A 24,883-nucleotide genomic window follows, 5' to 3' on the forward strand; every position below is an offset into this window, starting at 1 on the left:
AACTATTACAGGAAAAAGTTCAGCAACTGTGGGCCCAGGCGAAGGCGAAGCCTGCGTAAAGCCCTGCCCATGTGGTTCTTAACCGTTTGTTCTGAAAGGTCAAGTTCAGTAGCGATCTGTTGTATACTGAGGTGTTGGCGCCTGCTCATTTCAAAAACCTTACGCATCTGCTCCGGCATATCTTCCAGCTCATGCTGCAACAGCCTGGTTATTTCCTGCTGGGCAACACGGTCTTCAACAGCTTCTGCATAAAGCGTTTCTGCAGCCATTTGCTGTTTTACGAGCTTTGACTGCAATTGTTTTTTATAATGCCTGAACACATAATGCTTTACAGACGTAACCAGGTAGGCTTCCAGGTTAATGGAAAGAAAAGGAGATTGCCGGTCGAGACAATGTTGCCAGAAATTGCAAAACACTTCCTGCACACAATCTTCCGCATCCTGTTCAAAACCTAACTTGGCCATGGCCAGCCGCAACAGGCCCTCTGCATGACGGGTATACAATTCCTTAAAGGCATGGGAATCCCCTTTGTACAGCGCATTGGCCAGATCAAGATCGGAGAAGAGCCTATACATATAACAAAGAAAGTGCACACATGTTACCCAAATATTAAAGACCCTCCTGTTTAAGGAGGGTATGAATTAATTTTTAATGAAAAAGCAACGCAGGGTCCAATGCTTTCCTTTCGCCGCCAATCTTTTGCATGAACAGATCAATGGAGGCTGGTCTTTCCACATCATAGTACAAGATTTTCACCCGGTGAAGCCCTGCTTGTAAAGCAATCTCACCAGGGCCGCCATTTCCATTGTTAATATCCCGGTCAAATTCATCAATCAGCAACTGATCGTCGATAGAAAAGCGAAGCCAGTTTTCCCCATGCCCGGTAAACCGGTAAACACCAGCTGAATCAATACGGATATACCCCGTAAAAGCAGCTCCCCAAAAATGTGCGCGTGGGAACATGCCTTCAAAATTATAGCCTGGTGTTACGCCAGTTTTCTCAAAGGAAAGTTTTTCAAAATCATCCAGCGACTTAATGGTGCCTGATCCATACCGGTAGTTAAGCCCCTGATTGAGCGTGCCTGCATTCTGCGCATTAAAAAACTCCTGTTTTACAAATTTCCTTTCGGCCAGGTTACTGCTGCCTTCTTTGCTGAATGCAACGGCTTTCACACTAACAGACTGGCTAAGTTGTAAAGGAGCCTTATACAAAGCAGCGCTGCGCGTAGGGTTGCTGCCGTCTGTAGTATAACGCACTTCCAGATCGGAAAACGCTTTATCGATGCTTACACTAAGTTGGTTCGTAAATACAGATTGCGTGGCTATAATGTGTGGTGCAGGTGGCATTTTTCGTACAGCCGTAACATCATGCCAGTTTCCTTCCTTCTTTAATTCAAATGCGTCGAACACTGCCCCGGTTTCGTCGATAGCCTGAAACTGGAGATCATTCTCATGTATTTTTACAGAGCCAAAATGATAAGCCGTCTTCACCTTATTAGTAAACCAGGAACGGAGTGGAGCAGAATGTTCAAGGTCTCCGCCACTTCCACCTACGTTCAGGTAGATCACACCGCCTTTCGTGGTGGGCTTTCCTTTGTAAATGGGCCACGTTCTTTCATAAGTATGAATGTGACCGTAGAAAACTATATCTACACCATATTTTTCATAAAGCCCGCGTGCCGGTTCAAGATAATGATTGCCTTCCCGGGCCAGGCTTTTCCGTGTATCTCCAAAATCATTTTCATCAGAAGAAAAGGGAGGATAGTGATGCGTAACGATTTTCCAGGTGGCGGTAGAATGCGCCAGTTCCCATTCAAGCCAGTCATATTGTTCCGATCCGGGCAACACACTATAACTGGTGTTCAACATAAAGAACTGAGCATTGCCATAGCGGAAAGAATAAAAATAACCATTGCCAGGGTTGCGCATGTACTGATAATAATAAGGCGCATCATGCTCGTGGTTGCCGGGTATTGAATAGATGGGATATTTGCTCATAAAGAGATTGCCCGGCGCCATAAAATGGTCTACCCAATTACTCTTGACATAGCCATAATCAACAATGTCACCACCGTGCAATGCAAAATTAGGACGTTCATTATATGCCAGTTCCGATATACGACCCCATGCTTCGGGGTTGTTTTGTGAATCGCTGAATACAGTAAATGCAAAAGGTGTATTGTCTTTTACTGCTGTTTTAAAGCAGGATACTTCACTAATGAGCGAGTCGCCTCCGGCAGCAACGGTAACCGCCCTATAGAAGTAAACAGTTTCTGCCTGTAGGCTGTCCAACACAGCCGTATGCATGACGGTATTGCTAAAATCCATAGTACGGCGCGATAAATTGGGGGCAGTTGCATTGTATAATGCAGGACCGTATTCCACCCAGGATTTACCGGGTTCAGAGGTTTCCCATAAAATGGTGATACCGGTTTGGGTGGCAAATTGAAGATAGGGCTTTACGATAAAACGGGGTACCCTTGTACTAAATGCAAAATTGCTTATCAATAGCGAAAGTATTACAGTAACAAATTTCATCTGTTTCTTGTTTGATTGATATTTTAAAGCCGGTCTTTGTTTTTATAGTAAAGACGGCTGATGGTTCCAGGTACCAATCCATATGATGAACGAATTGTTAACTGTCTGACGGTTCACGGTTAAACCCTTCTCATGCGAAGCTGCAGGATGTTCATGTCGGCAATATTCTGTAGTTTTACCCATATCGAGATGATTTCCAACGCTATTTGATATTCAAATGAGTAAAGAATATGGAGAATTCAGGCTATCATGTTGCCTAATAATTTCAAATCCCGCAGAAAAAAGTTCGAAATTTGTACGTTAAGGTACATATCTTAAAAAACAGATCATTCAAATAGTCAACAGATATAACTCCGGTCGTGGACGAAACACAAAATGAACTTCAGCTACAAACGAGAGATATTAAACCAGCTAATCAATTTCTTTTGGACAATCCTTTGTTTTGCTCCTGTACTTTCGTTTTGGATAAATGATGGTATAAACCTGTATTTTTATTTGTCCATAGTAATTGCTTTAATTTTTGGAATACTCCCGGAGAAAATATTGAACCGACTAATGTTAAGTTCAAGCAGAAAATTTTATGAAAGGTTTGGTGTGAAGTTCATCCGGAAATTTGTTCAAAATGGTGATACTGTTAAATCAATGGTCAATAACCGAAATCGGTTTATCATAAAAGGAGTTTCTCAAGCACAACAGTACTTAAAAACCATAGCTATGTACGAACGCTTTCATTGGGTTTGTTTTACTTTTTTCTTGCTGACAGCTATCCGCTGCTTTTTTAATGGGTATAATAAACTTGGGTTGGCGATATCAGCAACTAATGTACTATATAACGTAAGCACAATCTTTTTACAACAGTACAATAAAATCAGGATTAAGAAAATATCATCCCATGCAATTCGTATTGACTAAAATCGACCAAAATCGTAAAAAGTGGGGTCAGCTGGACAAATGTCTAGCCTGCTTAAACAAGACATGTTGGGAATTCAGCGACTTACGAATATTAATTGTTCAAGCCTGACTATCCCTATGCAACCCGGCAAATAAATTGCAGGATAGAGATATAAATATTTGACATTATGGAAAGCTATACGCGCAAGCAGGATGTCGTTAACGGTCTGATACATGGCTTCGGCATGTTATTTGGCATTAGTGCAATTCCTGTTCTAACTGCAATTGCCACAGCCAATAATAATGTACCCGGCATCGTAGGGTCAGGCATTTACGGGTTTTGCTTTTTAATGCTCTTTACAGCTTCCACTATATTTCATATAACCAGGGATCCCGCTATCAGACTGCTTTTTATGAAGTTGGATCATATCAGTATTTATTTCTTCATTGCAGGAACGTATACACCTTTCTTATTGGTGTTCCTGAATAATTCTTTTGGGATAAGTCTCCTGGTGATTTTATGGAGTCTCGCGGTGGTAGGCGTTTTTATTAAAATTCGTTGGACAGGCAGGTTCGACGTTATTTCAACAATAGTATACCTTGCAATGGGGTGGATCATGTTGGTCGGCTGGGGGAAATTCTTTAACGCCATGCCAGGTGATGTATTGATATTTATCATCCTCGGCGGCGTACTATATACCGTGGGTTCCTTTTTTTATTTGTGGGACAAGTACACCTACACACATGCCGTATGGCACAGCTTTGTACTCGCAGCAGCTATTTGTCATTACATAGCAGTATTACTAACGATCTGAGAAAAGATGGGTCTGAAGGCACCTGCGTGAATGAAAATGCATGTCCCTGTTGATTGAGTGTATCAACGATTTCGTTAAAGCTCATTAGCATGCCTACCAGGGGCAGGTACGCCCCATTCCCGGCCTCAGATGGTTTTGCAAATGCACCAGCTACAATTTTACCAAGTTCTGTAATGTCTCCCATATGAATGCCACGTACCGTTGGATCCAAAGGGAGTGCCCAACCAACACTTCCGTTTTCCTGTTTTTGAGGTGCGAGCGCACCGATAAAGTTCTGGTAAAAAAATGGCGCTATAACGAAGGTGTGAAAATCAAATCCGGCATCCTTAATGATCAGGTCGACTTTCGCCTTTCCGGTAAAATGAGGAACACGGAACAAGCCCTTGCTGATTGCTTCTACATCCGGCAGTGTTGATCAAATAAAATATTTAACGCCGGCATCCCGGGCTGCATGAACAGCTGCTGTTGCCTGCTTCCCTTCATCGGTTCCTTTTTCCCAGAAATTAGTAACCAGGAAAACGCCAGATACCCCCTGAAAGGCAGTTTTAAGTGTATCAGGCCCAGGCATGAACCATCTAACTCCTGCGGAGGCGCTCATGTCAAAGGACTGGGGGGTCGGTTCATTAATCTTCGTCTCAATGTATAAAGTTATGTGATTTTTATGCACCTTCGTACCTATGTATACAGAGCAAAATTTAATAGAACTTGAGCAATTTTTTAATTCAGTAACCTTGCCCGCACAGATCCAGTTAAGCCAGAGTGAACACATCGCCGACGTTAAAAAATTCAAAGATGCGCACCTCATTGCGTGCCGTTCCAACATTGGAAACAATACATTCTCCGCCTTTTTCAACCGACTGGTAACTTTAAAAAAGATCCTCTCTGGCGAAATTCCTGAGCCTAAATATTACCAATATAGGGGGTTTATAGATGCGCATAACAGGAATCTGAACTAAATGTCAGGCGAATCATGTCATTGAGCTGAGATAAATTTTCAAAGGTTATTTTGTAACCAGTGGATGTTTTAGATAAATCAACACCAAAGGAATAAACAAAAAAGGTATTTCGATCAGGGCTGGTTTAATTTCCCGGGCATTAAGTAATGCTGACATGACCCCTGGCATCAATTATTGTTCCGGCCATGATTATTCCGTTATTGGCATATTCCTGCCCCCATTTAAGTAAGCCCAAAATTATTGGCTCCAATGCTTTGCCTTTTTCCGTCAGAGAATACTCTACTGTAGGCGGAACGGTTGCAAAGGCTTCTCTTTTTACAATTCTGTTTTTTTCTAAACTCTTCAATTCCTTTACCAACATTCTTGTGTTTATGTTTGGGATTCTGCGTTCTAATTCACCAAAACGTTTTTTGTTATCACACAAATTATAGATAATCGGAATAGCCCATTTCCCGCCCAAAATTTCCATGATATTATGAATTGTGCATTTATCGTCAATTTTTTCAGATTTCTTTTTGCCCATAAACCGTTGATTTTATTCAATCCTTTACTCCGTGTCAATACTGTACATTGGTGTAACTACTTTCAAAAGTAAAGTATGGATTCTACATTTGCCCGAAAATTCTTAAGGCAGAAAGCACGAATCAAAGAACTTACGCATCAACATAAAAAATAACAAAATGGAAAGAACAAATCAACCGACAGTTGTCATTGACTTCTATGCTGATTATATGTGTCCGCTCTGTTATATAGGAAAAGTAAATTTAGAAAAGGCTATTTCAGAACTTCCATATAGAGAAAATGTTAAAGTGGTTTATCACCCGTTTCAACTCTATCCCAATGCGCCCTTGAACAAGGATAGAATCTATTACGAATACACTTCAAAAACGCATAATAACATTTCAGTTGATTATGTAAAGGAAGCGAACAAGAATGTTATTGCTCTGGCAAAATCAGTCGGTTTAAATTATGATCTGGACAAGCTAATTCCAACGAATACAACCGATGCACTACGCCTAACGCTCTATGCACAGGAAAAAGGAAAGCACAAAGAATTATCGCAGAAATTGTACAACGCTTATTTCGTGGAAGGACTTGATATAGCCGATGCAGAAACACTTATACAATTGAGTTCTGAGATTGGTTTAGACAAAACTGAAATTCGTGATATTCTACCCACCGACAGGTACAAAAACGATTTGAAAAGTAGTAGGATGTCAGGGGAACGTATAGGAATAAGTGGTACACCTTTTTTCATTATCAATAACAAATATGCTATTTCAGGGGTTAAGCCAAAGGAAGTCTTTATTGATGTGCTGAATAAAACCTGGGCAGAAACAGATAAAGATTAACTCCAGATCATTTAAGATAAAACTATACCCAATGATACTGTTATACAATCATATTAGCTAAAAGTTTCAAGTCAGATAGGTACACCTGAAAAGACATCGTCGAAATATTGCACGATGTTTTTTTTATATTCGCTGAAACCCGCGACAAGGCTGCATGTCAGGCGAATTACCTCATTAATAATCAGTTTTAGACGAACAAAATGATTCTTTCCGTGTTAATTAGCCGGAACGGCTAAATGGCAATTACAGATATTAATTTTAATGGCATTTAAGATGAAGAAAGAAGATATTGCTTATTCTTTTTTGGACCTGGCAATTGTTTCGCAAGGAAGCGAAATAAAAAAGACACTGAATGATTCACTTATCCTGGCACAGAACGCAGAAACCTACGGTTACAAACGGTATTGGTTTGCTGAGCATCACAATTCACCATATATAGGTAGTAATGCACCTTCATTGCTTATCGGCTACGTGGCAGAGAACACCCATACAATAAGGGTGGGTTCTGGTGGTGTGATGCTTCCCAATCACTCTCCCCTGATTGTTGCAGAACAGTTCGGCACCCTGGCCCACCTGTATCCCGGCCGCATAGATCTTGGTTTGGGCAGGGCGCCGGGCACAGATAGGGATACAGCTCAGGCTATCAGCTCCAACTTTATGCAAGCCGCGCAATCTTTTCCGCAGGAAATCAATAAAATTCAAAACTACTTTTCTGTATCCAATAAAAACTCAAAAGTAAGAGCTGCTATCGCGGAAGGTACGGAAGTGCCTATTTACATATTAGGTTCGAGCACAGATAGTGCGCATTTAGCGGCCCGAAAAGGATTGCCCTATGCATTTGCAAGTCACTTTGCGGCTACCCATTTATTGAGTGCATTACAGATTTACCGCAAAGAATTTCAGCCATCCGGATTTTTAGATCAGCCTTACACAATGGCCGGTGTAAATGTTTTTGTAGCTGACACCGATGAAGAAGCAGAAAGATTATTCACCACATTGATCAGAATGTTTGTAGGAGTCATAACCGGTCAACCAGAAGCCTTACAACCGCCAACCGACATGACCGACCAATTAAGAGATATCGCAAGTCATCCATCGGTACATCAGATGCTTAAATATTCTTTTGTGGGAAGCAAACAAACTGTAAAAAAGAAGATACTGTTTTTTCTAAAAGAGACAGGAGTAAACGAGCTTATCATAACATCACCTGCCTATAATATGGATGACCGGTTGAAATCTATTCGACTGTTTGCAGAAGTGATGAAGGAGATTAATGAAGAACAATAAATGCTTCTAATATATTTAGGTACATGAGTATTTTAATCGACTGACTATCAATACAAGATTTAAATCCGGTAGAAAAAAGTTCGAAATCTGTATCATTAGATACACAAACCAGAAGCATCCGTCAGTTGGCGGATGCTTTTTTAATTGGTAAAAAACGTGAAAAACACCTGTTTTTTGTAAAAGAATAATTCGTAATCTGCATTCAGATTTGCCCTCTCTTTTTTTACCGGATCCAACCCCCATCTAACTTCTAGTCTTCATTTAAGGCCTACATAACTCATTTACTTAAAATAGTCAATAAATGAAATCTTTTCATTCATCCACTCTATTCACAGGGACGGTCAGTTCCGTGTCTCTCTCCAATTGTACATTCTGGATCGAATTATTAACAAAAGAGAAAATAGAGATCAAAACATCGGCCACCACGTATTATGAGGTTTTAAGAAATATTGGCGACATAAACAGGGACCGTGTAAATGAACCTGACCCAAATGACGTTGAACAAAAAATAGGAAAGGAAAGCGCCGCACCCGACAAGGATATCTGGGCGCAACAAAAAAACCTGATAAAGTACATCCTGGATAAACAAGGACTGCTTGTATGCATATATGGTATATACAGCGAAAACGATAATATTAAATCATATTCTGCCCGAAAAATTGTTTTGATGGACAGCGCACCAAACGAATTTGGCTGGGAACAAACTCACTGGTGGGTTCAACAGATCAATACACTTTTTGAAAACTGGCTCGACGTACTATTTCAAACAAGACGGGAATTTACAGAAAGTGACTTTGCAGAATTTTATCGCACCAATTTAGACCTGCTCGGGGGATTTACACTCAACAGTGTTCAGGAATGTGCAACGTTATCGAGATTCTTATATGGGTTATCATCTTCTTATCTATTAACCGGAAATGAAAGATCACTGTCAGCCGCGAGGGCATGCGCGCAATATATTATCAACGCATATGCTAATCCAACCCATGATGGCAAATATGTGTTTTGGAAATTTGGCAGGGTTAAAGATGCCAAAACTACCAAAGAGATCATACCCTCTCAAAACCCGGATGATTTTGGCACTTATGCCTTGTATGAACAGATTTATGCGCTATCAGGTTTGGCACAATTCTACCGGATTACCCAGGACACATGGGTGCTTAGTTATATTACAAGGTCCATTGCAGCTTTCAACCGCTTTTTTAAGGATGACAAGTCTAATGGTGTAGGTTATGATGAAAAGACGCAAACAAATCAGGATGCCTGTTACGCAGGATACGGGGGGTATTTTTCTCATTTAGACCCCGTCACCATGCGACCTGATTCGGATTTTCTGGGTCCAAACAAAAAAAAGAAAAACTGGAATTCGAATGGCGATCACATTCCAGCCTACCTGGTCAACCTGATCATTTCATTAGATCCATTACCGGCCAGTGTTGATAGTGCCCCCTGGCAGGATCTGTTGGACCTTTGTCAATCGATGCTTAAAGATTGTGTCAAAAATATCCTTGACCATTTCCCATCAACTGATGATTCACTATTTGTAAATGAGCGATTTGGTAACGATTGGGTGCCCGAACATGATTGGGGTTGGCAAAAAGACAGAGGCATTGTTGGCCATAATCTTAAAATATCCTGGAATTTAACCAGGAGCGCTCACTATTTTATGCGTCTCGCAAATGAATTAAAAGATGATGAGAACCGACTGGAGGAAAAAAATGAATACGAAAAGCTGGCCAGTGATTGTTATCAGGTATCGAAAAGGATTGGTCAGAATATGAAAAAATGCGGCGTTGATCTGATCCGCGGCGGCATTTTTGATGCCCTCGAAAGACATCCTAAAAACGGCCTGGATACCGAATTTGCCTGGGACCCCACTAAAGACTTTTGGCAACAAGAACAGTCCATACTGGCATATTATATCATGCAGGATGTGGAAGAAATTGATAGCAAGGATGAATTCCTGGAACTGGCCAGGTATTGCAGTGCATTTTGGTCGTTATTTTTTGTAGACCAGGATTATAGGAAAATATATTTCCGTACCAACGAAATCGGTTCAAAAGTTATAGAAGGACAGTTTGGAATTCAGGCTGGTCATGCCATTGCCGGTTACCATGCATTTGAATTGTGCTATCTCGCCCATATTTATATTAAATCGTATGTAGATCGAGGTGACGATCACCAGGAGAACTTTGTGCTCTACTTCCAACCCAATTCTGACAATGGAATTACGAGCCTGAATGTATTGCCCGACTTTTTCCGGCCGGAGGACCTAAGGCTTGTTGGTTACAAGATCAACGGTCATGAGACAAAACTAAAAGATGCAGACCGCTATAAGTTCCAGATCCCAATCGCCAATATCAGCGAAAAATCAATAATAATTGTAGAATACGAATGTCTAAAGAAAAGAGGCCCTCACAAGAATTCGCCAAAGAATGGTCAGTATTCAATTCAGATCCCTTTTAAACGATAATAAAATTTGTGTAGAGAAAAGATTCTTTTAAAATAAAACTGTAACAGGTTTACTATTGTAATCAATCATTTTTGTTACACCAGGGATCAATTCTATTTTAAACTTTCGCTTCGAGGGAACATTATTCGATATTTTAGAAGCACGCCCCGGTTGAATGATCAGTTTTTTTTCTTTATCATTCCATGTAATGGTTGTCCATATTCCCTTACCTTTTAAATATTCCTGGCTAATGCCGTCATCTTCATATAAGGTATACTGACCATTGGCACCCGGGTAAATTTTCAGCGTCGTTGGTTCGCTTACCATCTCGCTTGTGTATTGTCGTACCGGGTCAGTTGGAATGATGGCGCCTGCGCGAACATAAATGGGCATAACGAAAAGGTCAACGTCTCGTGTAATGACTTGTTCACCGGTCACTTTTTTATCCGTCCACCAGTCGTACCATGCTCCCTTTGGCAAATAAACCTCCCGGGTGGTTGCTCCTTTTTGAAATACCGGAGCTATCAATAGGTCTCGCCCCCACAGATACTGCGTTCCCATGCCTTTTACTTTTTCATCATCAGGATAGTGTAACCACATTGCGCGCATGAGGGGCATGCCGGTGTTGCGCGCTTCCCAGGCAAGTGTGTAAGTATAGGGTAACAGCTGATAACGTAACTCGTCGTATTTTTTTATGATTGGTTCGATAGCAGGATTGTTTAGCTCGGTTTTTAAAGGATACCGGTTGCCTTCGAGCGGGCCAAGGTCATTCCCTCCCCAACCCCAGGGTAATCGGGTCCACCAGGTTCTTCCATGCGAACGGAATGATCCGCAGAAGGCGCCAAACTGGAACCAGCGTGCGTACAGTTCCCCCGTTAATTCCTCGTTAGGATAAAAACCACCGATATCAGAGCCCCAGTAAGGCCCAATGCTCAATGAGTAGTTAATGCCAACGGCCACCTGTCCTTCCAGTGTTTTCCACGACGACTCGATATCACCCGACCATACCCAGCCGCCCCATTGCGCTATACCCGGATACCCGTTGCGCTGCAAACTCCAGGGACGAATATTAGGATTGATTGAAAGATGCCCCTGGTAATACAACTGGTGCCGTTTGATCCTTTCAAACAGATCAAACCAATCTCCTTCATCGGGCCAGAAAGCATCTACGCCTGTTTTGATCAATTCGACATGAGGTAGCCAGTAATTCTGAATATGGCCGGCATCCAAAACCTCTCCGTTTTTTGCCGGAATAGTTCCATGCAGCGTAGGTAATTTATCCCTGTCAAACGGAACCATGTGCACCACCACTTTTACGTTTTTTGCGTGCATATCAGCAAGCACATCCTTTGCGCTGCGTTTAAAGACTTCCGGGTTGAATTCAAACGAAGGCTGCTGTTTGTTCCATCCACGCGGCGTAAATCCCGTTCCTAAATAGATCACCGCATCAAGGGGAATTTTTTTTATGCGGAAACTATCAATGATACTGAGCATTTGCGCATCACTTTCCAAAGTGCGGTGCGATTGCATATAACCTAATGCCCATTTAGGCGGCATAGCGGCAGGGCCGGTGATGGCAGCATAATCTTTCATCAGATCGGCAGGGTTGTGCGCATCAAAAACAAAAACGTCATAAAGTCCGGGAACAATTTTATTGACAGGGTGAATGCCTTTACCTGAATTCAATTGCTGGTTGCTTTCGTTTTGCTGAATAACTGTTCCTGGAGATTTCCATGGAATAAAAATACCTTTCTCTTTTTCTTTCAGATCTACATATACCCATGGCGTAGCAACAAACAATCCCCATCCCGCTGTACCAATCAATAGGGCAACAGGATTGCGGGAGCCATAGGCATCGCCTTGCCAGCGTGGCTGCATGCTATCCATTCTACCCCGACGATCAAATTGTATTAGCTGATCATGCCAGTCTGTTCCTCGCTCCGGTTTTGGACCACCTTCGCCCATACCCAGTACCGGATGATCGCTTAATTGAAAAGAGAGATCTCCATTTTCGCTGAAAACTAATTTCTGCACGGCCTCCCCTTTAGCGTTGGTTACGATTATCGTTAACGGCGCCGGCAATACTTCCACATTCAGATTGCCCACCTTCCTCTTTACCGGTTTTGAAAGGTTTCGTAAACTGATTACCGGGGCCGCATATTTTCTTTCAGTAACTGCTGGTGTGTAGGGGAAATTTCCCGGAAAGCTTACTGGTTTTAAGGTAATACGAATGCTATGCGTTCCTGATGCTCTTATATCCAGCTGAGCCGGTTGTCCTGCCGCCGTTATTTTTTGGGCGCATACAGGACAATTAATGACAAGGAACAGGAGAATGGTTAAAATGAAGAAGCGCATGTTTATGCCTGTTTGAAGTAGAAGATACGACAAGTTTGTGTAGGATGATGAATTGATCTAGATCAATCACTTTTCTTGATCCATCTTATTGGTACATGGTATCGGTCCATCTCACCTTTGTAGGGGGAAATAAACTCACCGGATAATAGGATTTAAACATGTACCATAACACAATTAATCGAATCTATAACACTGACAGCCAGACACATTTAAATAGTCCGAAAATAATTGTATTCAAGCCCCTTCTTATTTTGATAGGTATTTTTATTTGGACAATGGACTCCGCCACAGCCCAGGACCCTGTTTTGCCGCCAACTAACCTGGGAATGGCAAACGTATATGACGGCATGGCTGGAAAGCCAGGGTTTATTTATCAAAGTTATGTGCAGGTATTTCGTGCGCAGAATTATTATGATCAATTTGGAACGAAGAAGCAAACGGATTTCAAACTTCATTCACTAAGTAATGTACAGCAACTGATTTATCTTTCCCCTGTTAAGCTATTGGGTGGTACGCTTGCATTTACGGCAATTGTACCAATCGTTCAGTTAAGTGCGACAAGAACAGGGGGAGATCGGCCTTTAATAAATAGTTCAGTACTGGGGGACATTATAGAGGGGACGGCCATTCAATGGTCGGACAAAAAGCTTTTTGGAAAGCCCTTTTCCCATCGAGCCGAATTCGACATTTCATTTCCATTAGGTAATTTCGATCACCAATACGATATTAATCCTTCCTTCCATGCGTGGACCTTCAGCGCTTACCATGCTTTCACCATGATACTCAATTCACGAATGAGTATCAGTTCGAGGAACCAGATCAACTACAATGGAACTTACATCGATACAAAAGATAAAGCCGGCAGCTTTTACAACGGCAATTATTCGATTGATTTTTCGATTGTACCTGCGATGAAAGTGGAACTCGTTGCGTATTATTTGAAACAAATAACGCCGGATAAACACGATGGCAGCAGTCACTATTACCAGGACGCTTTTGGTATCGATAATACAAAGGAGACCGCGTTGGGATTTGGGCCATGTATCGCTTACTTTTCACCAGGAAGGACACTCATTGAGGCGAAGGTATTTTTCGAAACGGCGGAGAATAACAGGTTTTCCGGATATCGACCAACGATCCGTGTCGCCGTTCCATTGATGAAACAGTAGGAAGTCATTGTCATATTAGCGGTAGTGCATCCGTAATTCTATAAAACAACTGTTTTTTATTTCAATCCACGGGTTATTAATGATGCTTTTTCGTTTACTTCATAGTCTGCTGAGGATACGTTTTTTACAAATGGTCTGCTCACTACTGCCTTTACAAGATCAGAGTGCATAAACTCATCCATAGCTGTTTTGCTTTCCCATAAATAAAACCCTCCATAAGCGTTTTTTTCTTTGTCTGCTAACCACACCTTTGAAATAAGACCCTTTACATTCGCTAAAATGGGAGCATCTGGCTCAACCATTTGCTTGAGATATTCCGCTTGCGAAATATCGTTTAGTTGATAGGTAATAATTTGTGCGTGCATTGTTTTAATTTTTTTATTACAATAGGTTATAACGATTTCCCAATAATTTCCTCGCGGTGCCGAAATCCCCAGTCTGTCAGATCCTTAATTATTGTTTGTAACGTTAGACCGTGTTTCGTTAATTCATACAGAACCGTCACGGGCTGTGTGTTTAATACTGTCCGTTCGATCAGTTTATTTGTTTCTAACTCTTTTAGCTCTTTGCTCAGCATTTTGTTCGAGATCCCAACTACGTCATTCAATATATCAGAAAACCTTCTTTGATTGTACAGGCATATTGATTTAATGATGGCTATTTTCCATTTGCCATTCAGCACATCCATTGAATCCTGAATGGCCTTCATTTCTTTTTTATATTCTTCTGTTTCAATTTGATTACACGCCATGTTGTTACTTGTTTGTTACCAGGTTACCGTTGAGTTACTGTTACTTTTCGTTACAAAGTTACCAAAATAGACCAATGCAGTCTAGCTTTGTGTTCAGAAATTAAATAATAAAAAAAATGAGCAAACTAAAGAACAAAGTAGCAATAGTAACAGGTGCATCAAAAGGAATAGGAGCAGCTATCGCTAAGTATTTTGCAGCAGAGGGTGCAAAGGTTGTCGTGAATTACGCATCAAGCAAAAGGGATGCAGAGCAAGTGGTTAAATCCATTGCTGATAATGGCGGTACAGCCATTTTGGTACAGGCCGATGTGTCTAAAGAAGCGGATGTAACCAGGTTGTTTGATGAAACAAACAAGGCTTTTGGCGTGTTGGATATTTTGGTAAACAATGCAGGTATTTATCAATATTTACCAATTGAGCTGGTGTCACAGGAGTCATTTCATCAGCAATTCAACATCAACGTGTTGGGATCATTACTCACCATTCAGGCAGCGTTAAAACAGTTTGACGGTAAGGGTGGCAACATTATCAATATCAGCTCTGGGGCAAGTAATATGCCTATGGCAACAGGATCCGTGTATTCTGCAACAAAAGCAGCTTTAGATGCCATTACCATTTCTTTGTCGAAAGAGCTGGGCGCGAAAAACGTTCGCATCAACTCCATTTTACCCGGAGCAACAGAAACTGAAGGCACGCATACTACCGGAATTATGGGCAGCGATTTTGAAAAGAAACTGGTGGAGAATACGCCGCTTGGCCGTATGGGACAGCCGGAAGATATTGCCAAAATGGCCGTGTTTCTTGCGTCTGATGATGCCGCGTGGATCACAGGAGAAAAGATCTCCGTTTCAGGTGGCATTTACGGTTTTTAAAACTTGAATGTAAGATACACCTGATGTAAAAGGGTTTCAAGCGATTGAAACCCTCTTTTTAATGTTTAGAACTCATCTATATCATAATACTTCACCCTTCCATCTTCCTCTGGATGATCAATTAGTAATTTCAACCAGTCGGGTAATACATACTTTCCAAAGTAATACTTATGGAAACCAAACCCTTCATGGGTTATCCAGGCATACATTTTACCTTCATTCCCGATAGCAATGATCTCTGTAACATTGCCGTAAAAATCCATGCTTAGGCTATAGGTATCCGCAGCGGTCTTTTCAATGATCAGTATGTTGTTAAACCAGTTACATTCTTCCAGCAGGTGTTTGAATTCATTGTCCAGCTTTTACACTCGCATTTGGGATATCAATTATATGTTCTGGTATAAATCCTCCTCTAAAAAGTTAGAGTTTTCGTATATATGTGATAGATTTGCTTCCGCCTGTGATTTAAACCTCTTTTTTGAAACCCTGACTTACACCTGTAAGTTACTTACGCATAGGATCAACGCCTTTGCCACTACAATTACCTAAAATGAATAGGACATTTACGTTAGCAAGGAAAAATAAGGTTTTCAACCTGTTGCTTTTGTTATTTCTCGTCTGTGTGCTGCAGGCCGGGAAGGTAATGGCGCAGTCGCCTTCTATTACAGCCGTGATCAAGCCGCTTACAGGGTGGTATAAAGCGGGCGATGTGCTTTCCTTTACCGTACGTTTCAGCGAGCCTGTAATAGTGAATACCGTCTTTGGTGTCCCTTACATAGACCTGTTGATAGGCACCCAAATGCGACGGGTATCTTATGCCGGCGGTAGCAGTACTACAGATCTCACCTTCACCTATGCAATAGCGCCTGGTGACCAGGATGAGGACGGTGTTACGCTGGGCGCCCAGTTAGAATTGAATGGCGGCGCTATTTGGGATGTTGACGGCAACAATGCAGCCGTGGCGCTGGTGAACCAGAATTCGAGCGTTGTATTAGTGGATGCAGCGCCACCATCAGTAGCGACGGTAACCGTGCCTGCTCCTGGTTATTATAAAACAGGCGACAATCTCGATTTCAAAGTACAGTTTGACGAAAATATCGTCAGCAATATTGTTACCGGCCAGGAGGCTTATATAGAGGTTATCATTGGTGCCGCCGTGGTACGTGCCGTGGTTGCCTTTCACACAATCAACACGCTCATATTCAGGTATACAGTGGTCGCTAGCGACAAAGACGAGGATGGCATTATGGTTGGTAGTACCATCGTATTAAATGGGGCCACTATTACAGATGCAGCTGGCAATGCCGCGCAACTTTCATTGAAGAATGTAGGAAGTACCAGCGGAGTGTTCATCTCGGAACCGCCCACTGTAAGCATTGGCGGTGCGGTAAAATTAAACATACCCTGGACGGCAGCGATCACATTCAGCCAAACTGTAACGGGTTTTGATATTTCAGATTTAAATGGTAACAATGCTACCTTCAGTAATTTCCAAACCAGCGATAATATCACCTTTACTGTATTGGTGACGCCGGTTGCCGATGGGAATGTAAGTATTGAAGTCCCAGCCCGGGTGGCATTTAATGCTGCGGGTCTTGGTAATACACAGATCATGCTCAGTTATTACTATGATGCTACACCTCCAGTCATTACATCAGTAAATGTGCCGCCAGATGGTACTTATAAAGCAGGTGATGTACTGAGCTTTACCGTACATTTCAGCGAGCCGGTAAGTTTGTTCCGTACTCCCAGCAGGATCACCCTGCCCGTGATCATTGGAACTACACAGGTAGACGCGCACTATGTTAGCGGTGCCAACACAAATGCAGTTACTTTCAGTTACACGGTGCAAAATGGGCAAAGGGACCTGAATGGCATTGCTTTGGGAACGGACCTTTTGTTGAATGGCGATGCTTTCACCGATGCTACCGGTAATACTGTACTAACTGCACTAAATAATGTGGCCAGCACTACCCGCGTATTAGTTAATACCGCTACGCCCGGTATTAACATTACTACCGGCGCTCCGGCATTGGTAAATGCACCATTTACCGTACTGCTAACTTTCACAGAAGCGGTGACAGGTCTGGATGTTACCGAACTTAGCGTATCCAATGGAGTTGCCAGTAATCTGCAGACTACCGATAATATCAGTTATACAGCCCTGATCACGCCTGCAAGAGACGGCGCAGTAGCTATTTCATTGCCAGCAGGTGTAGTTGTAAACTCCGCCGGCATCAGCAATACAACATCCAATACGCTTACACTTACTTACGACGGAACACCGCCGGTAATCACCACCCCAGGGCAACATTTGATAACAGCCAACAACGTTCTAACCCCTAATGGCGATGGCAAAAATGACAAATGGGTTGTCAAAAACATAGAGCAATATCCCGACAACGAAGTGAAGATCTTCGATCGTGCCGGTCGACTGGTATACAGTCACAGAAATTACAACAATGATTGGGATGGGAAAGTGAATGGTAATCCGCTTGCAGAAGGTACCTACTATTATATTATCATCTTTAATAAAGGAGAAAATAAAGCGAGCGGCTACATAGCTATTATACTTAAAGCCAATTGATCTTAACGTCTGCATAAGCAGGAATTAATATAACGTAAGAGGACGCTTCACAAGGAGCGTCCTTTTTTTTTGTCTCATCATCAATCGTTCCAGATTTTGTTAACCGTTAGTTATTGACGGTGTATTAAACCATTGTTATTTAAGTTTAAACATTATACTTCCGCGCATTGAGGTGATTGAATCATGTCTTTTGATGAATACGTTTTCAGGAAAAAGGTGGTTTGCACACTTATCAGTTAAATCAACACGTCTATTGTCAAAAAGTACACGGAGAAAAACTTTTTTGGGCGTTAACAAAATTCCTCCTTAGTTTTAGAATGAAATTTGTTTGTCATTAATCATAGCAGGTATTTCTGGGATATTGATTCCTGTAATGCCTGTATCCAAACCTTAACTAATGCCAAAACGATTGTTTATCCTATTTGTCACATTGTGCCTGTGTGAATTTCTACAAGCGCAAGACAACCCTGCTACGATAGACAAGATCGTCAACTTCCCTTCTTCATTTTTTACTAAGGTCAATAAGAAAACTTCCGATTTAGAAGACGGGCTTACCCGTCAAACAGAAAAGTACCTGCAAAAACAGGCGCGCCGCGAAGAAAAGCTAAAACAAAAATTGGCTAAGGTAGATTCGGCAGCTGCTAAAAATTGTTTTGCAGAAGATCCCACACAACGATACAATGAGTTGATCCAAAAGCTGAAATCAGATTCAGTACGTGTAACCAAAGCGCTTAACGGATCGTATCTTCCTTACTTAGATTCCTTAAAAGGCAGTTTATCGTTTTTAAATAATAATCCTGAGCTGTTGTCTTCTTCGAAAATATTACCGGCCGATGTGCAAAAGTCGTTAAGCAATCTGCAGCAACTGCAGGGGAAAATGCAACAGGCAGAAGATATTAAACAGTTCCTGCAACAAAGAAAACAACAGATCAGTAATTACCTGTCCCATAGCACACATTTGCCAGCGGGCATACAAGGGCTCTGTAAGAACTATTCTAAAGATTGTTATTATTATAGTGAGCAGCTAAAAGAATACAGGAACATTTTGAATGACCCTGATAAGATGGTAAAAACGGCGCTCACCCTGTTGAACAAGGTGCCCGCCTTCACCGGTTTTATGCAAAAGAATTCCATGCTGGCTTCTTTATTTAATCTTCCCACTACACCCGGTAATAGCAATCCTACCTTACAGGCGGTAACCGGTTTGCAATCACGAAACCAGGTGGTATCTGTGCTTCAAAACCAGCTTGGCAGCACGGGGCCAAATGTGAATGGCATGGTTCAACAGAATGTACAATCGGCACAGGGGCAGATAAACACACTGCGTGACAAACTTCAGCACCTGGGTGGCGGCGGCGGTGATTTAGATATGCCGGATTTTAAACCCAATAATCAAAAGACAAAAAGTTTTTTAAAGCGGTTGGAATATGGCACGAATATACAGTCTGCCCAATCCAGTTACTTTTTTCCAACTACAACCGATCTGGGACTATCAATAGGGTATAAGCTGAACGATAAAAGTACTATTGGGGTAGGCGCCAGTTATAAAATAGGCTGGGGTAAAGATATACGTCATATAACACTAACGCAACAAGGCGTAGGCCTGCGTTCGTTTTTAGATATAAAAATTAAAGGAAGTTTTTATGCCAGTGGCGGTTGGGAATACAATTATCAGCCGTTATCAATTGCTGATTCGGCTTCTACGGCCACCCACAATCTGTTGGGCACTAATTGGACCCAAAGCGGTTTAATTGGTTTGACCAAGATCGTTTCGCTGAAATCAAAAACATTTAAGAAAACAAAGTTGCAGCTGCTGTGGGATTTTATGAGTTACAGGCAACGCCCGCAAACTCCGGCATTTAAATTCCGGGTGGGTTATTCATTTTAACAAGTCGATTTTCCAGCGCACAAGCAAAAACAGTTGGCATCAATTGAGCCCCAAAATGGTTCAATTGACGCTGAACAGGATTGTATTGTTTCTAATCGACAAATAGCCAAAAAAACAGGTGCCATACACTGTTAGCATCAGTTAACCACAAGTGGTTGAATGAGGCTAAACAAGAGTGTATTGCCCGAAAGAAAAAAAATAGTCACAAGAAATATCACTTAAGGTCCTGGAAAAATAAAAACAGTCTTATGCTACAAAGAAGGATAATTAGCGTTTGCACGGGTTTATTGATCTTTATTACAAGTCATGCACAGGTAAGCCCACAAACGGGGAGTGCCACTTTCTCCCTACCCATATTTAACTGGAAGGATAATAAAAGCAGGTTAAATACGCAGGTGGCATTAAGTTACACCTCAGGCAATGGTCTTAAAGTAAATGACGTGGCCTCCAATGTGGGGCAGGGTTGGAGCCTGGTGTCAGGTGGAGCAATCACCCGCATGCAGGTAGGTGAGCCGGATGATCAGAAAGGTTATGATGGTAATGGCAAAGAATCGGATATAACAAAATATCCGAATGGTTTTTTGTATGCCTATAATTCCGCGCAGGATTCAAGGAATGGCTGCCCCTTGTCATTGACCCGGTATCCGATTTATGGATCGATGAACCAGTTGTATAAACAGCACAACCCGGTGGCATCGGATAAACAGTTAGACTATTTCTCCTTTCAGTTCAATGGTAAAGCAGGCATGTTTGTACTGGACCCTGTAAATGGAGATGTAGGGGCAATTTTGGGTGATTCAAAAATGAAAATCAGCTTTCAGCGGGATGAGAATATGGCCGACACCCGAACTACCATTACGTCATTTACCATACAGGATGTAGATGGATTGATCTACCGGTTTAAAGATCATGGGAAGATGAAGGTGCTGGAAGAGAGTTATTGCGATCCAGATATTAAAGGCAAGCTTACCCAGCCAAAATTTGAAGGCAATAACGTGTACCACCAGGCTGGATTCGAAAATGCTAAGTTTGTGAAGCCCTGGGTGATCAATAGCTGGTACCTATCGGAAATTGAAGATCCTTTTACCCTGGCAAGCGATGGAGTTCATCATGTAAAAATCACATTCACTTACGATGGCAGGGATGTAAGAAATGTGGCAGGGATTGATATTTCTTATGATTCCTGGCATGACTATTCCACCGTAACGCATAAGACCTCTATTACCCAAACACTCGAGATAAAAAATATCGTTATGCCTGATGGCCATAACGTGACCTTTAATTATGGGGCTGACAGGGCCGATCTGTACGGGGAAAGAGCGCTCGCCTCTGTTGATATCACTTATCAGGGCCGCTATCTGTCCAGGCACCAACTCACCACCAGTTATTTTATTTTGAACCGGTATGGGTCTCCTGTTACGGACTATCAGAAAAAGGTAGCCCGGCTTTGCCTGTTATCAGTAAAGAAATTGGGGGTTGATCTGAAAGATGATTCACCACCTTATAAATTTGATTATTACACAGGTTCCAATAACCCTGATGATGTAGTGCCTCCGGCCTTTTCATGGGCGCATGATATCTGGGGCTTTTATAACGGCACTAACAGTAAAGATTTTTCATCCAATGCCATGTCGCCCCTGGATGCGCAGTTCCACCCTAATAACAGCCAGTGCAGAGGATTGTGCTTTATGCGGAATAATGCTGCAACCCCTTATCTGAATACAAAGGACGGGTATGCAAAAAACGGCTTGTTGCGTCAGATCATTTACCCTACCGGTGGTACGCTTACTTACGAGTACCAGCAAAATTCGGGCGTGCTTCTGCATACCAGCACAAGCATAGTATTGGGGGGCGTGCACGTATCACAAACAAGCTCAACCGATGGCGGTTATTCAAATGGCTGCGCCAGTCCGCTGGTGACCCATTATAACTATGTGCTGGAGAATTCGAGTCAATCATCGTTGTGGGGTGTTGAGATGCCAGTTAACCAGGATGCCAATACGATGCACTATGAACCGGAAGAAAGAAAATATAAATGGACCTGGCGTACGGCGCCGGCAGGCAGTTGCGTATGGACCTATCAATACCCTGGTATTCTATCGCAAAACCAGGCGGTAGACCTTACCAGTTTTCAAAAAACGATGGACGCCATTGCTCCAGTTTTAGGGGTGATCTCAACTATCACCACTATTGTAGATATAGTATCACTGGCTTGTGGCGCCACGGGCTTTTTATCGTGGGTGAGTGTGATTGTGGATGTAATTGGTGGATTGGTAACGCTGATTTTAAGTTGCACCGGTAATAATTCTAAAGATGGTACCTCTATCAATTATCATAATCTCGATTTAAATGCTACCAGTCCGTTGCCCACACAATTCAAGCGGGTGGAGGTCGTCGAAGGGTCGGGGGCCAATGGGCGAACGGTACAGCAGTTTACCGACGACTCCGATTATCCTATCTGGGTGGAAAGTAACCCGCATTTTGTAGCGCGGCAGCGGTTTGCTCCCTGGGCTTATGGGTTGCCTAAGTTAACAACCGTCTACGACGCATTGAACAACAAAGTAAAAGAAACGGAATATCAATATGATACCACCTACGCCCAGGAGATGCTCGACGATATTTTCAAAGGTCCGCCGCCTGCCAATGGAGTTTGGAGCTACCTGGTGTCATGTAAATGCCTGGTAGAAAGAACGGCTTCCCAACGTAATACCGACTGGGTAAAACCGCAGGAATATAATGCCAACTATCAGGTGCATACGGTTCCAGGTACGCTTGATGTAGATTTTTATCCGATGTATTCGGGTAGAATACAACTGCAAAAGAATATTGAGCGGGTATACAAAAAAGGCGACGCTTCCCAATATGTTTCAACCGAAACTGAATATGTATATAATCTCACCAACTATGAAGTGAGCCAGATCACCACCCAAAAAAGCAATGGAGATCATAGTTCCAAAACAATAGGTTACAGCGCCGATTATTACGGGGGCATCTTCGATGTGATGAATGCGAATAACCTGTTAAACGTACAAATAGAAAGTGCAGATGCGGTAATGAATCCGGTGTACAAGGTTATCAATGAAAGCGTAACCGAGTATACACAAACTGGTAATGGTGATATTAAGCCTTTGCGCACGCTTGAAAGCAGAGTAGACCGCCCTGCCCAAAGCTGGACCTATTACCAGGGGCCCCTCAGTACCGATTATAACAGGTATAAAATAACTTCTCAATTTACTTATGATATGAACGGCAATATGATCGGGGCCAAAGACGAAGGCAACCGGTTGGTAGCAAATATTTATGATTACCAGGACAAATACACCGTAGCCTCCGTGATCAATGCCGATGCGGTTGCCGATAAACCAGCTTATACCAGCTTTGAAACAAATGTATTGGGCGGCTGGCAATTATCTGGTGCTGCCAATTATGTAAACAACAATGGAATTACTGGTGCGGGGGTGTTTAACCTGTCGGGCGCCACCCTTTCTGCACCATTAAATACGGCAAAACCCTATTTACTTTCTTTCTGGGCTAATAATAGCGGCGTATCGGTAACAGGTGGTGCCACGCTTACCAAATCGGCTCCTGTTATAAATGGCTTTACCTATTATGAGTATGAGATTGTGGCAGGCACAGGAACAGTATCGGTTACTGGCAATGCATACATCGATGAATTACGGGTATATCCAAAGAATGCCCGTATGCGTACAGTTACGTATGAGCCATTGATTGGTAAAACAGCTGAGTGTGACGAGAACAACAGGACTACTTATTATGAATATGACGACCTGGCCAGGTTACGCTTTATAAAAGATGAGAACAGGAATATTGTGAAGATGTATGAATATAATAACGTATCCATACAAAACGGTTGTCCTGGTACCTATTGGAATCACCAGATAACAGAAATATTTACCAAGTCGAACTGCGGGGTAGACTTTTTAGGTGCTGATGTACCCTACACGGTACCGGCCAATAAGTATACATCCACCATAAGCCAGGCCGATGCGGATGCCCAGGCTGAACAGGAGATCCTGACACAGGGGCAACAACAAGCCGATAACAGTGGGTCTCAAAACTGTCAACAGATCTTTTATAATGACGCGATGTCCCAATCGTTTACCTCACAATCTTGTGGCGATGGTTTTGAAGGAGGTCAGGTTCCTTACTCAGTGCCTGCCAGAAAATATGGTTCAATTATTCCTGGTGAAGCCAACCAACGGGCATTGGAAGAGATTGCAGCCAACGGACAGGCGAATGCTAATGACCCGGCGAATGCCATATGTATAGCAGATTCAAGACCTGTTTGGGTATGGATGGATGGCGGAGATTCCTATTGCGCCAATATAAACGGACAAACACCTGCGCATTTAATGATGCTGGCAACGGATGTAAATCCAAACAGCAGCACATATGGGCAAACCAGTTACCAGGATGGTGGAGTCAGCGACGCATGTCCGTTGCCCTGGTATAGTACCGATCAAAGCGGCGACTATTATTCACAGAACTGTCCCGGGAAAATTGCTGACCCGTATCCTGTATATGAGGGGCCGGGCTGGTATGGTTCCACAGTGTCGATAGAAGATGCGAATAACCAGGCAAAACAGGATGCACAAGGCCAGGCGAATTATTGGGGTACCTGCCATTCTGAACAGCTTTCTGTTGAATATTCCAATATCGGATATGATGATGTAGGAGTGGAGTTTGTTGATCCCGTAAATACATGGGAGACCTATTATTGGGATGCGACTCATTACACGTCAGGCTACTTCAGATATCTGCCCTCAGGCACTTACAACATTAACTTCTATCCCTGGGACGACTACCTGCGGCATGATTACCAGGCGGGGTGTGACGGATGGGCGGATGGCCCTTATACGAGGACCATTAGTAATTGTGTAATGAGCAAAGATTGTATTGGCGTGTGGATCAATTCCCATTTTGATTAAATAAAGTATAAAGAACTATTT

At 42.4% G+C, this 24,883-nt stretch carries 20 protein-coding genes; 11 read left to right on the top strand and 9 right to left on the bottom strand.

Annotated features, from left to right (window positions below; translation table 11 throughout):
• Window positions 1-5 precede the first annotated feature (5 nt).
• Complete coding sequence (locus tag BMX95_RS08925) at window positions 6-575, bottom strand: RNA polymerase sigma factor (RefSeq protein WP_081197383.1); 570 nt, start codon at window positions 573-575, stop codon at window positions 6-8.
• Between the two features lie 73 nt (window positions 576-648).
• Window positions 649-2,538 carry a metallophosphoesterase gene (locus BMX95_RS08930; RefSeq protein WP_081197384.1) on the bottom strand — a complete coding sequence of 630 codons (1,890 nt, stop codon included), beginning with the start codon at window positions 2,536-2,538 and terminating at the stop codon, window positions 649-651.
• A 375-nt stretch (window positions 2,539-2,913) separates the two neighbouring features.
• On the opposite strand from BMX95_RS08930, the gene BMX95_RS35815 reads away from it, so the two are divergent.
• Both BMX95_RS35815 and trhA read left to right on the top strand, forming a co-directional pair.
• Window positions 2,914-3,450: a glycosyl-4,4'-diaponeurosporenoate acyltransferase CrtO family protein gene (locus tag BMX95_RS35815; RefSeq protein ID WP_081197385.1), complete on the top strand. Its 537-nt coding sequence runs from the start codon at window positions 2,914-2,916 to the stop codon at window positions 3,448-3,450.
• Between the two features lie 167 nt (window positions 3,451-3,617).
• Complete coding sequence (gene trhA / locus BMX95_RS08940) at window positions 3,618-4,244, top strand: PAQR family membrane homeostasis protein TrhA (RefSeq protein WP_081197386.1); 627 nt, start codon at window positions 3,618-3,620, stop codon at window positions 4,242-4,244.
• Here trhA and BMX95_RS35935 read toward each other — a convergent pair.
• Window positions 4,207-4,653: an NmrA family NAD(P)-binding protein gene (locus BMX95_RS35935; protein WP_455429436.1), complete on the bottom strand. Its 447-nt coding sequence runs from the start codon at window positions 4,651-4,653 to the stop codon at window positions 4,207-4,209. The two genes, trhA and BMX95_RS35935, sit on opposite strands and share 38 nt — an antisense overlap.
• 6 nt (window positions 4,654-4,659) lie before the next feature.
• A complete protein-coding gene (locus BMX95_RS35940) occupies window positions 4,660-4,842 on the bottom strand; it encodes an NmrA family NAD(P)-binding protein (RefSeq protein ID WP_207631469.1) in 183 nt (60 codons plus the stop codon).
• A gap of 79 nt (window positions 4,843-4,921) precedes the next feature.
• On the opposite strand from BMX95_RS35940, the gene BMX95_RS34920 reads away from it, so the two are divergent.
• A complete protein-coding gene (locus BMX95_RS34920; protein WP_081197387.1) occupies window positions 4,922-5,200 on the top strand; it encodes a DUF6965 family protein in 279 nt (92 codons plus the stop codon).
• A 139-nt stretch (window positions 5,201-5,339) separates the two neighbouring features.
• Here the strand turns inward: BMX95_RS34920 and BMX95_RS08955 are convergent, their stop codons facing one another.
• Window positions 5,340-5,723 (bottom strand): winged helix-turn-helix transcriptional regulator, encoded by a 384-nt coding sequence (locus tag BMX95_RS08955; RefSeq protein ID WP_081197388.1) that lies wholly within the window; start codon window positions 5,721-5,723, stop codon window positions 5,340-5,342.
• Between the two features lie 157 nt (window positions 5,724-5,880).
• Between BMX95_RS08955 and BMX95_RS08960 the strand changes: the two genes are divergently transcribed.
• The 3 genes from BMX95_RS08960 (at window position 5,881) to BMX95_RS08970 (ending at window position 10,312) form a co-directional block, all read left to right on the top strand.
• Window positions 5,881-6,552, top strand: coding sequence for a DsbA family oxidoreductase (locus BMX95_RS08960; protein WP_081197389.1), 672 nt, complete (start codon window positions 5,881-5,883; stop codon window positions 6,550-6,552).
• Between the two features lie 273 nt (window positions 6,553-6,825).
• Window positions 6,826-7,839, top strand: coding sequence for an LLM class flavin-dependent oxidoreductase (locus tag BMX95_RS08965; RefSeq protein ID WP_081197520.1), 1,014 nt, complete (start codon window positions 6,826-6,828; stop codon window positions 7,837-7,839).
• 301 nt (window positions 7,840-8,140) lie between these two features.
• Entirely contained in the window at window positions 8,141-10,312 is a 2,172-nt protein-coding gene (locus BMX95_RS08970; protein ID WP_081197390.1) for an AGE family epimerase/isomerase, read from the top strand.
• Between the two features lie 27 nt (window positions 10,313-10,339).
• Here the strand turns inward: BMX95_RS08970 and BMX95_RS08975 are convergent, their stop codons facing one another.
• The gene (locus tag BMX95_RS08975) at window positions 10,340-12,646 is read right to left on the bottom strand and encodes a TIM-barrel domain-containing protein (protein ID WP_081197391.1); all 2,307 of its coding nucleotides are present in this window, start codon (window positions 12,644-12,646) and stop codon (window positions 10,340-10,342) included.
• Window positions 12,647-12,921: 275 nt separating this feature from the next.
• On the opposite strand from BMX95_RS08975, the gene BMX95_RS08980 reads away from it, so the two are divergent.
• The gene (locus BMX95_RS08980) at window positions 12,922-13,815 is read left to right on the top strand and encodes a SphA family protein (protein WP_165758801.1); all 894 of its coding nucleotides are present in this window, start codon (window positions 12,922-12,924) and stop codon (window positions 13,813-13,815) included.
• 56 nt (window positions 13,816-13,871) lie between these two features.
• On the opposite strand, the gene BMX95_RS08985 is transcribed toward BMX95_RS08980, so the two are convergent.
• On the bottom strand, window positions 13,872-14,180 hold the full coding sequence (locus BMX95_RS08985) for a YdhR family protein (RefSeq protein WP_081197393.1): 309 nt from the start codon (window positions 14,178-14,180) through the stop codon (window positions 13,872-13,874).
• A 26-nt stretch (window positions 14,181-14,206) separates the two neighbouring features.
• Window positions 14,207-14,566, bottom strand: coding sequence for a winged helix-turn-helix transcriptional regulator (locus BMX95_RS08990; protein ID WP_081197394.1), 360 nt, complete (start codon window positions 14,564-14,566; stop codon window positions 14,207-14,209).
• A 116-nt stretch (window positions 14,567-14,682) separates the two neighbouring features.
• Between BMX95_RS08990 and BMX95_RS08995 the strand changes: the two genes are divergently transcribed.
• Window positions 14,683-15,438 carry an SDR family NAD(P)-dependent oxidoreductase gene (locus BMX95_RS08995; RefSeq protein WP_081197395.1) on the top strand — a complete coding sequence of 252 codons (756 nt, stop codon included), beginning with the start codon at window positions 14,683-14,685 and terminating at the stop codon, window positions 15,436-15,438.
• A gap of 65 nt (window positions 15,439-15,503) precedes the next feature.
• On the opposite strand, the gene BMX95_RS09000 is transcribed toward BMX95_RS08995, so the two are convergent.
• Window positions 15,504-15,701 (bottom strand): hypothetical protein, encoded by a 198-nt coding sequence (locus tag BMX95_RS09000; protein WP_081197396.1) that lies wholly within the window; start codon window positions 15,699-15,701, stop codon window positions 15,504-15,506.
• A 287-nt stretch (window positions 15,702-15,988) separates the two neighbouring features.
• On the opposite strand from BMX95_RS09000, the gene BMX95_RS09005 reads away from it, so the two are divergent.
• From BMX95_RS09005 to BMX95_RS09015, 3 genes are all read left to right on the top strand, one after another.
• Window positions 15,989-18,025 carry a T9SS type B sorting domain-containing protein gene (locus tag BMX95_RS09005; RefSeq protein WP_081197397.1) on the top strand — a complete coding sequence of 679 codons (2,037 nt, stop codon included), beginning with the start codon at window positions 15,989-15,991 and terminating at the stop codon, window positions 18,023-18,025.
• A 397-nt stretch (window positions 18,026-18,422) separates the two neighbouring features.
• Window positions 18,423-19,913 (top strand): hypothetical protein, encoded by a 1,491-nt coding sequence (locus tag BMX95_RS09010; protein WP_081197398.1) that lies wholly within the window; start codon window positions 18,423-18,425, stop codon window positions 19,911-19,913.
• Window positions 19,914-20,161: 248 nt separating this feature from the next.
• Window positions 20,162-24,862 carry a DUF5977 domain-containing protein gene (locus BMX95_RS09015; protein ID WP_133053832.1) on the top strand — a complete coding sequence of 1,567 codons (4,701 nt, stop codon included), beginning with the start codon at window positions 20,162-20,164 and terminating at the stop codon, window positions 24,860-24,862.
• Window positions 24,863-24,883: the final 21 nt, after the last annotated feature.

The organism is Niastella yeongjuensis, from assembly GCF_900110245.1.
In the GTDB taxonomy this organism is placed as follows: Bacteria; Bacteroidota; Bacteroidia; order Chitinophagales; family Chitinophagaceae; genus Niastella; species Niastella yeongjuensis.

Bases quoted from the DNA above. Each gene is read 5' to 3' on its own strand.
- BMX95_RS09010 (WP_081197398.1), top strand. From the start codon at position 18,423: ATGCCAAAACGATTGTTTATCCTATTTGTCACATTGTGCCTGTGTGAA.
- BMX95_RS35815 (WP_081197385.1), top strand. From the start codon at position 2,914: ATGAACTTCAGCTACAAACGAGAGATATTAAACCAGCTAATCAATTTC.
- trhA (WP_081197386.1), top strand. From the start codon at position 3,618: ATGGAAAGCTATACGCGCAAGCAGGATGTCGTTAACGGTCTGATACAT.
- BMX95_RS08925 (WP_081197383.1), bottom strand. From the start codon at position 575: ATGTATAGGCTCTTCTCCGATCTTGATCTGGCCAATGCGCTGTACAAA.
- BMX95_RS08980 (WP_165758801.1), top strand. From the start codon at position 12,922: ATGGACTCCGCCACAGCCCAGGACCCTGTTTTGCCGCCAACTAACCTG.
- BMX95_RS09000 (WP_081197396.1), bottom strand. From the start codon at position 15,701: ATGGATTTTTACGGCAATGTTACAGAGATCATTGCTATCGGGAATGAA.
- BMX95_RS35940 (WP_207631469.1), bottom strand. From the start codon at position 4,842: ATGAGCGCCTCCGCAGGAGTTAGATGGTTCATGCCTGGGCCTGATACA.
- BMX95_RS08930 (WP_081197384.1), bottom strand. From the start codon at position 2,538: ATGAAATTTGTTACTGTAATACTTTCGCTATTGATAAGCAATTTTGCA.
- BMX95_RS08960 (WP_081197389.1), top strand. From the start codon at position 5,881: ATGGAAAGAACAAATCAACCGACAGTTGTCATTGACTTCTATGCTGAT.
- BMX95_RS08985 (WP_081197393.1), bottom strand. From the start codon at position 14,180: ATGCACGCACAAATTATTACCTATCAACTAAACGATATTTCGCAAGCG.
- BMX95_RS34920 (WP_081197387.1), top strand. From the start codon at position 4,922: ATGTATACAGAGCAAAATTTAATAGAACTTGAGCAATTTTTTAATTCA.
- BMX95_RS08995 (WP_081197395.1), top strand. From the start codon at position 14,683: ATGAGCAAACTAAAGAACAAAGTAGCAATAGTAACAGGTGCATCAAAA.
- BMX95_RS08990 (WP_081197394.1), bottom strand. From the start codon at position 14,566: ATGGCGTGTAATCAAATTGAAACAGAAGAATATAAAAAAGAAATGAAG.
- BMX95_RS08955 (WP_081197388.1), bottom strand. From the start codon at position 5,723: ATGGGCAAAAAGAAATCTGAAAAAATTGACGATAAATGCACAATTCAT.
- BMX95_RS08965 (WP_081197520.1), top strand. From the start codon at position 6,826: ATGAAGAAAGAAGATATTGCTTATTCTTTTTTGGACCTGGCAATTGTT.
- BMX95_RS08975 (WP_081197391.1), bottom strand. From the start codon at position 12,646: ATGCGCTTCTTCATTTTAACCATTCTCCTGTTCCTTGTCATTAATTGT.
- BMX95_RS09005 (WP_081197397.1), top strand. From the start codon at position 15,989: ATGAATAGGACATTTACGTTAGCAAGGAAAAATAAGGTTTTCAACCTG.
- BMX95_RS08970 (WP_081197390.1), top strand. From the start codon at position 8,141: ATGAAATCTTTTCATTCATCCACTCTATTCACAGGGACGGTCAGTTCC.
- BMX95_RS09015 (WP_133053832.1), top strand. From the start codon at position 20,162: ATGCTACAAAGAAGGATAATTAGCGTTTGCACGGGTTTATTGATCTTT.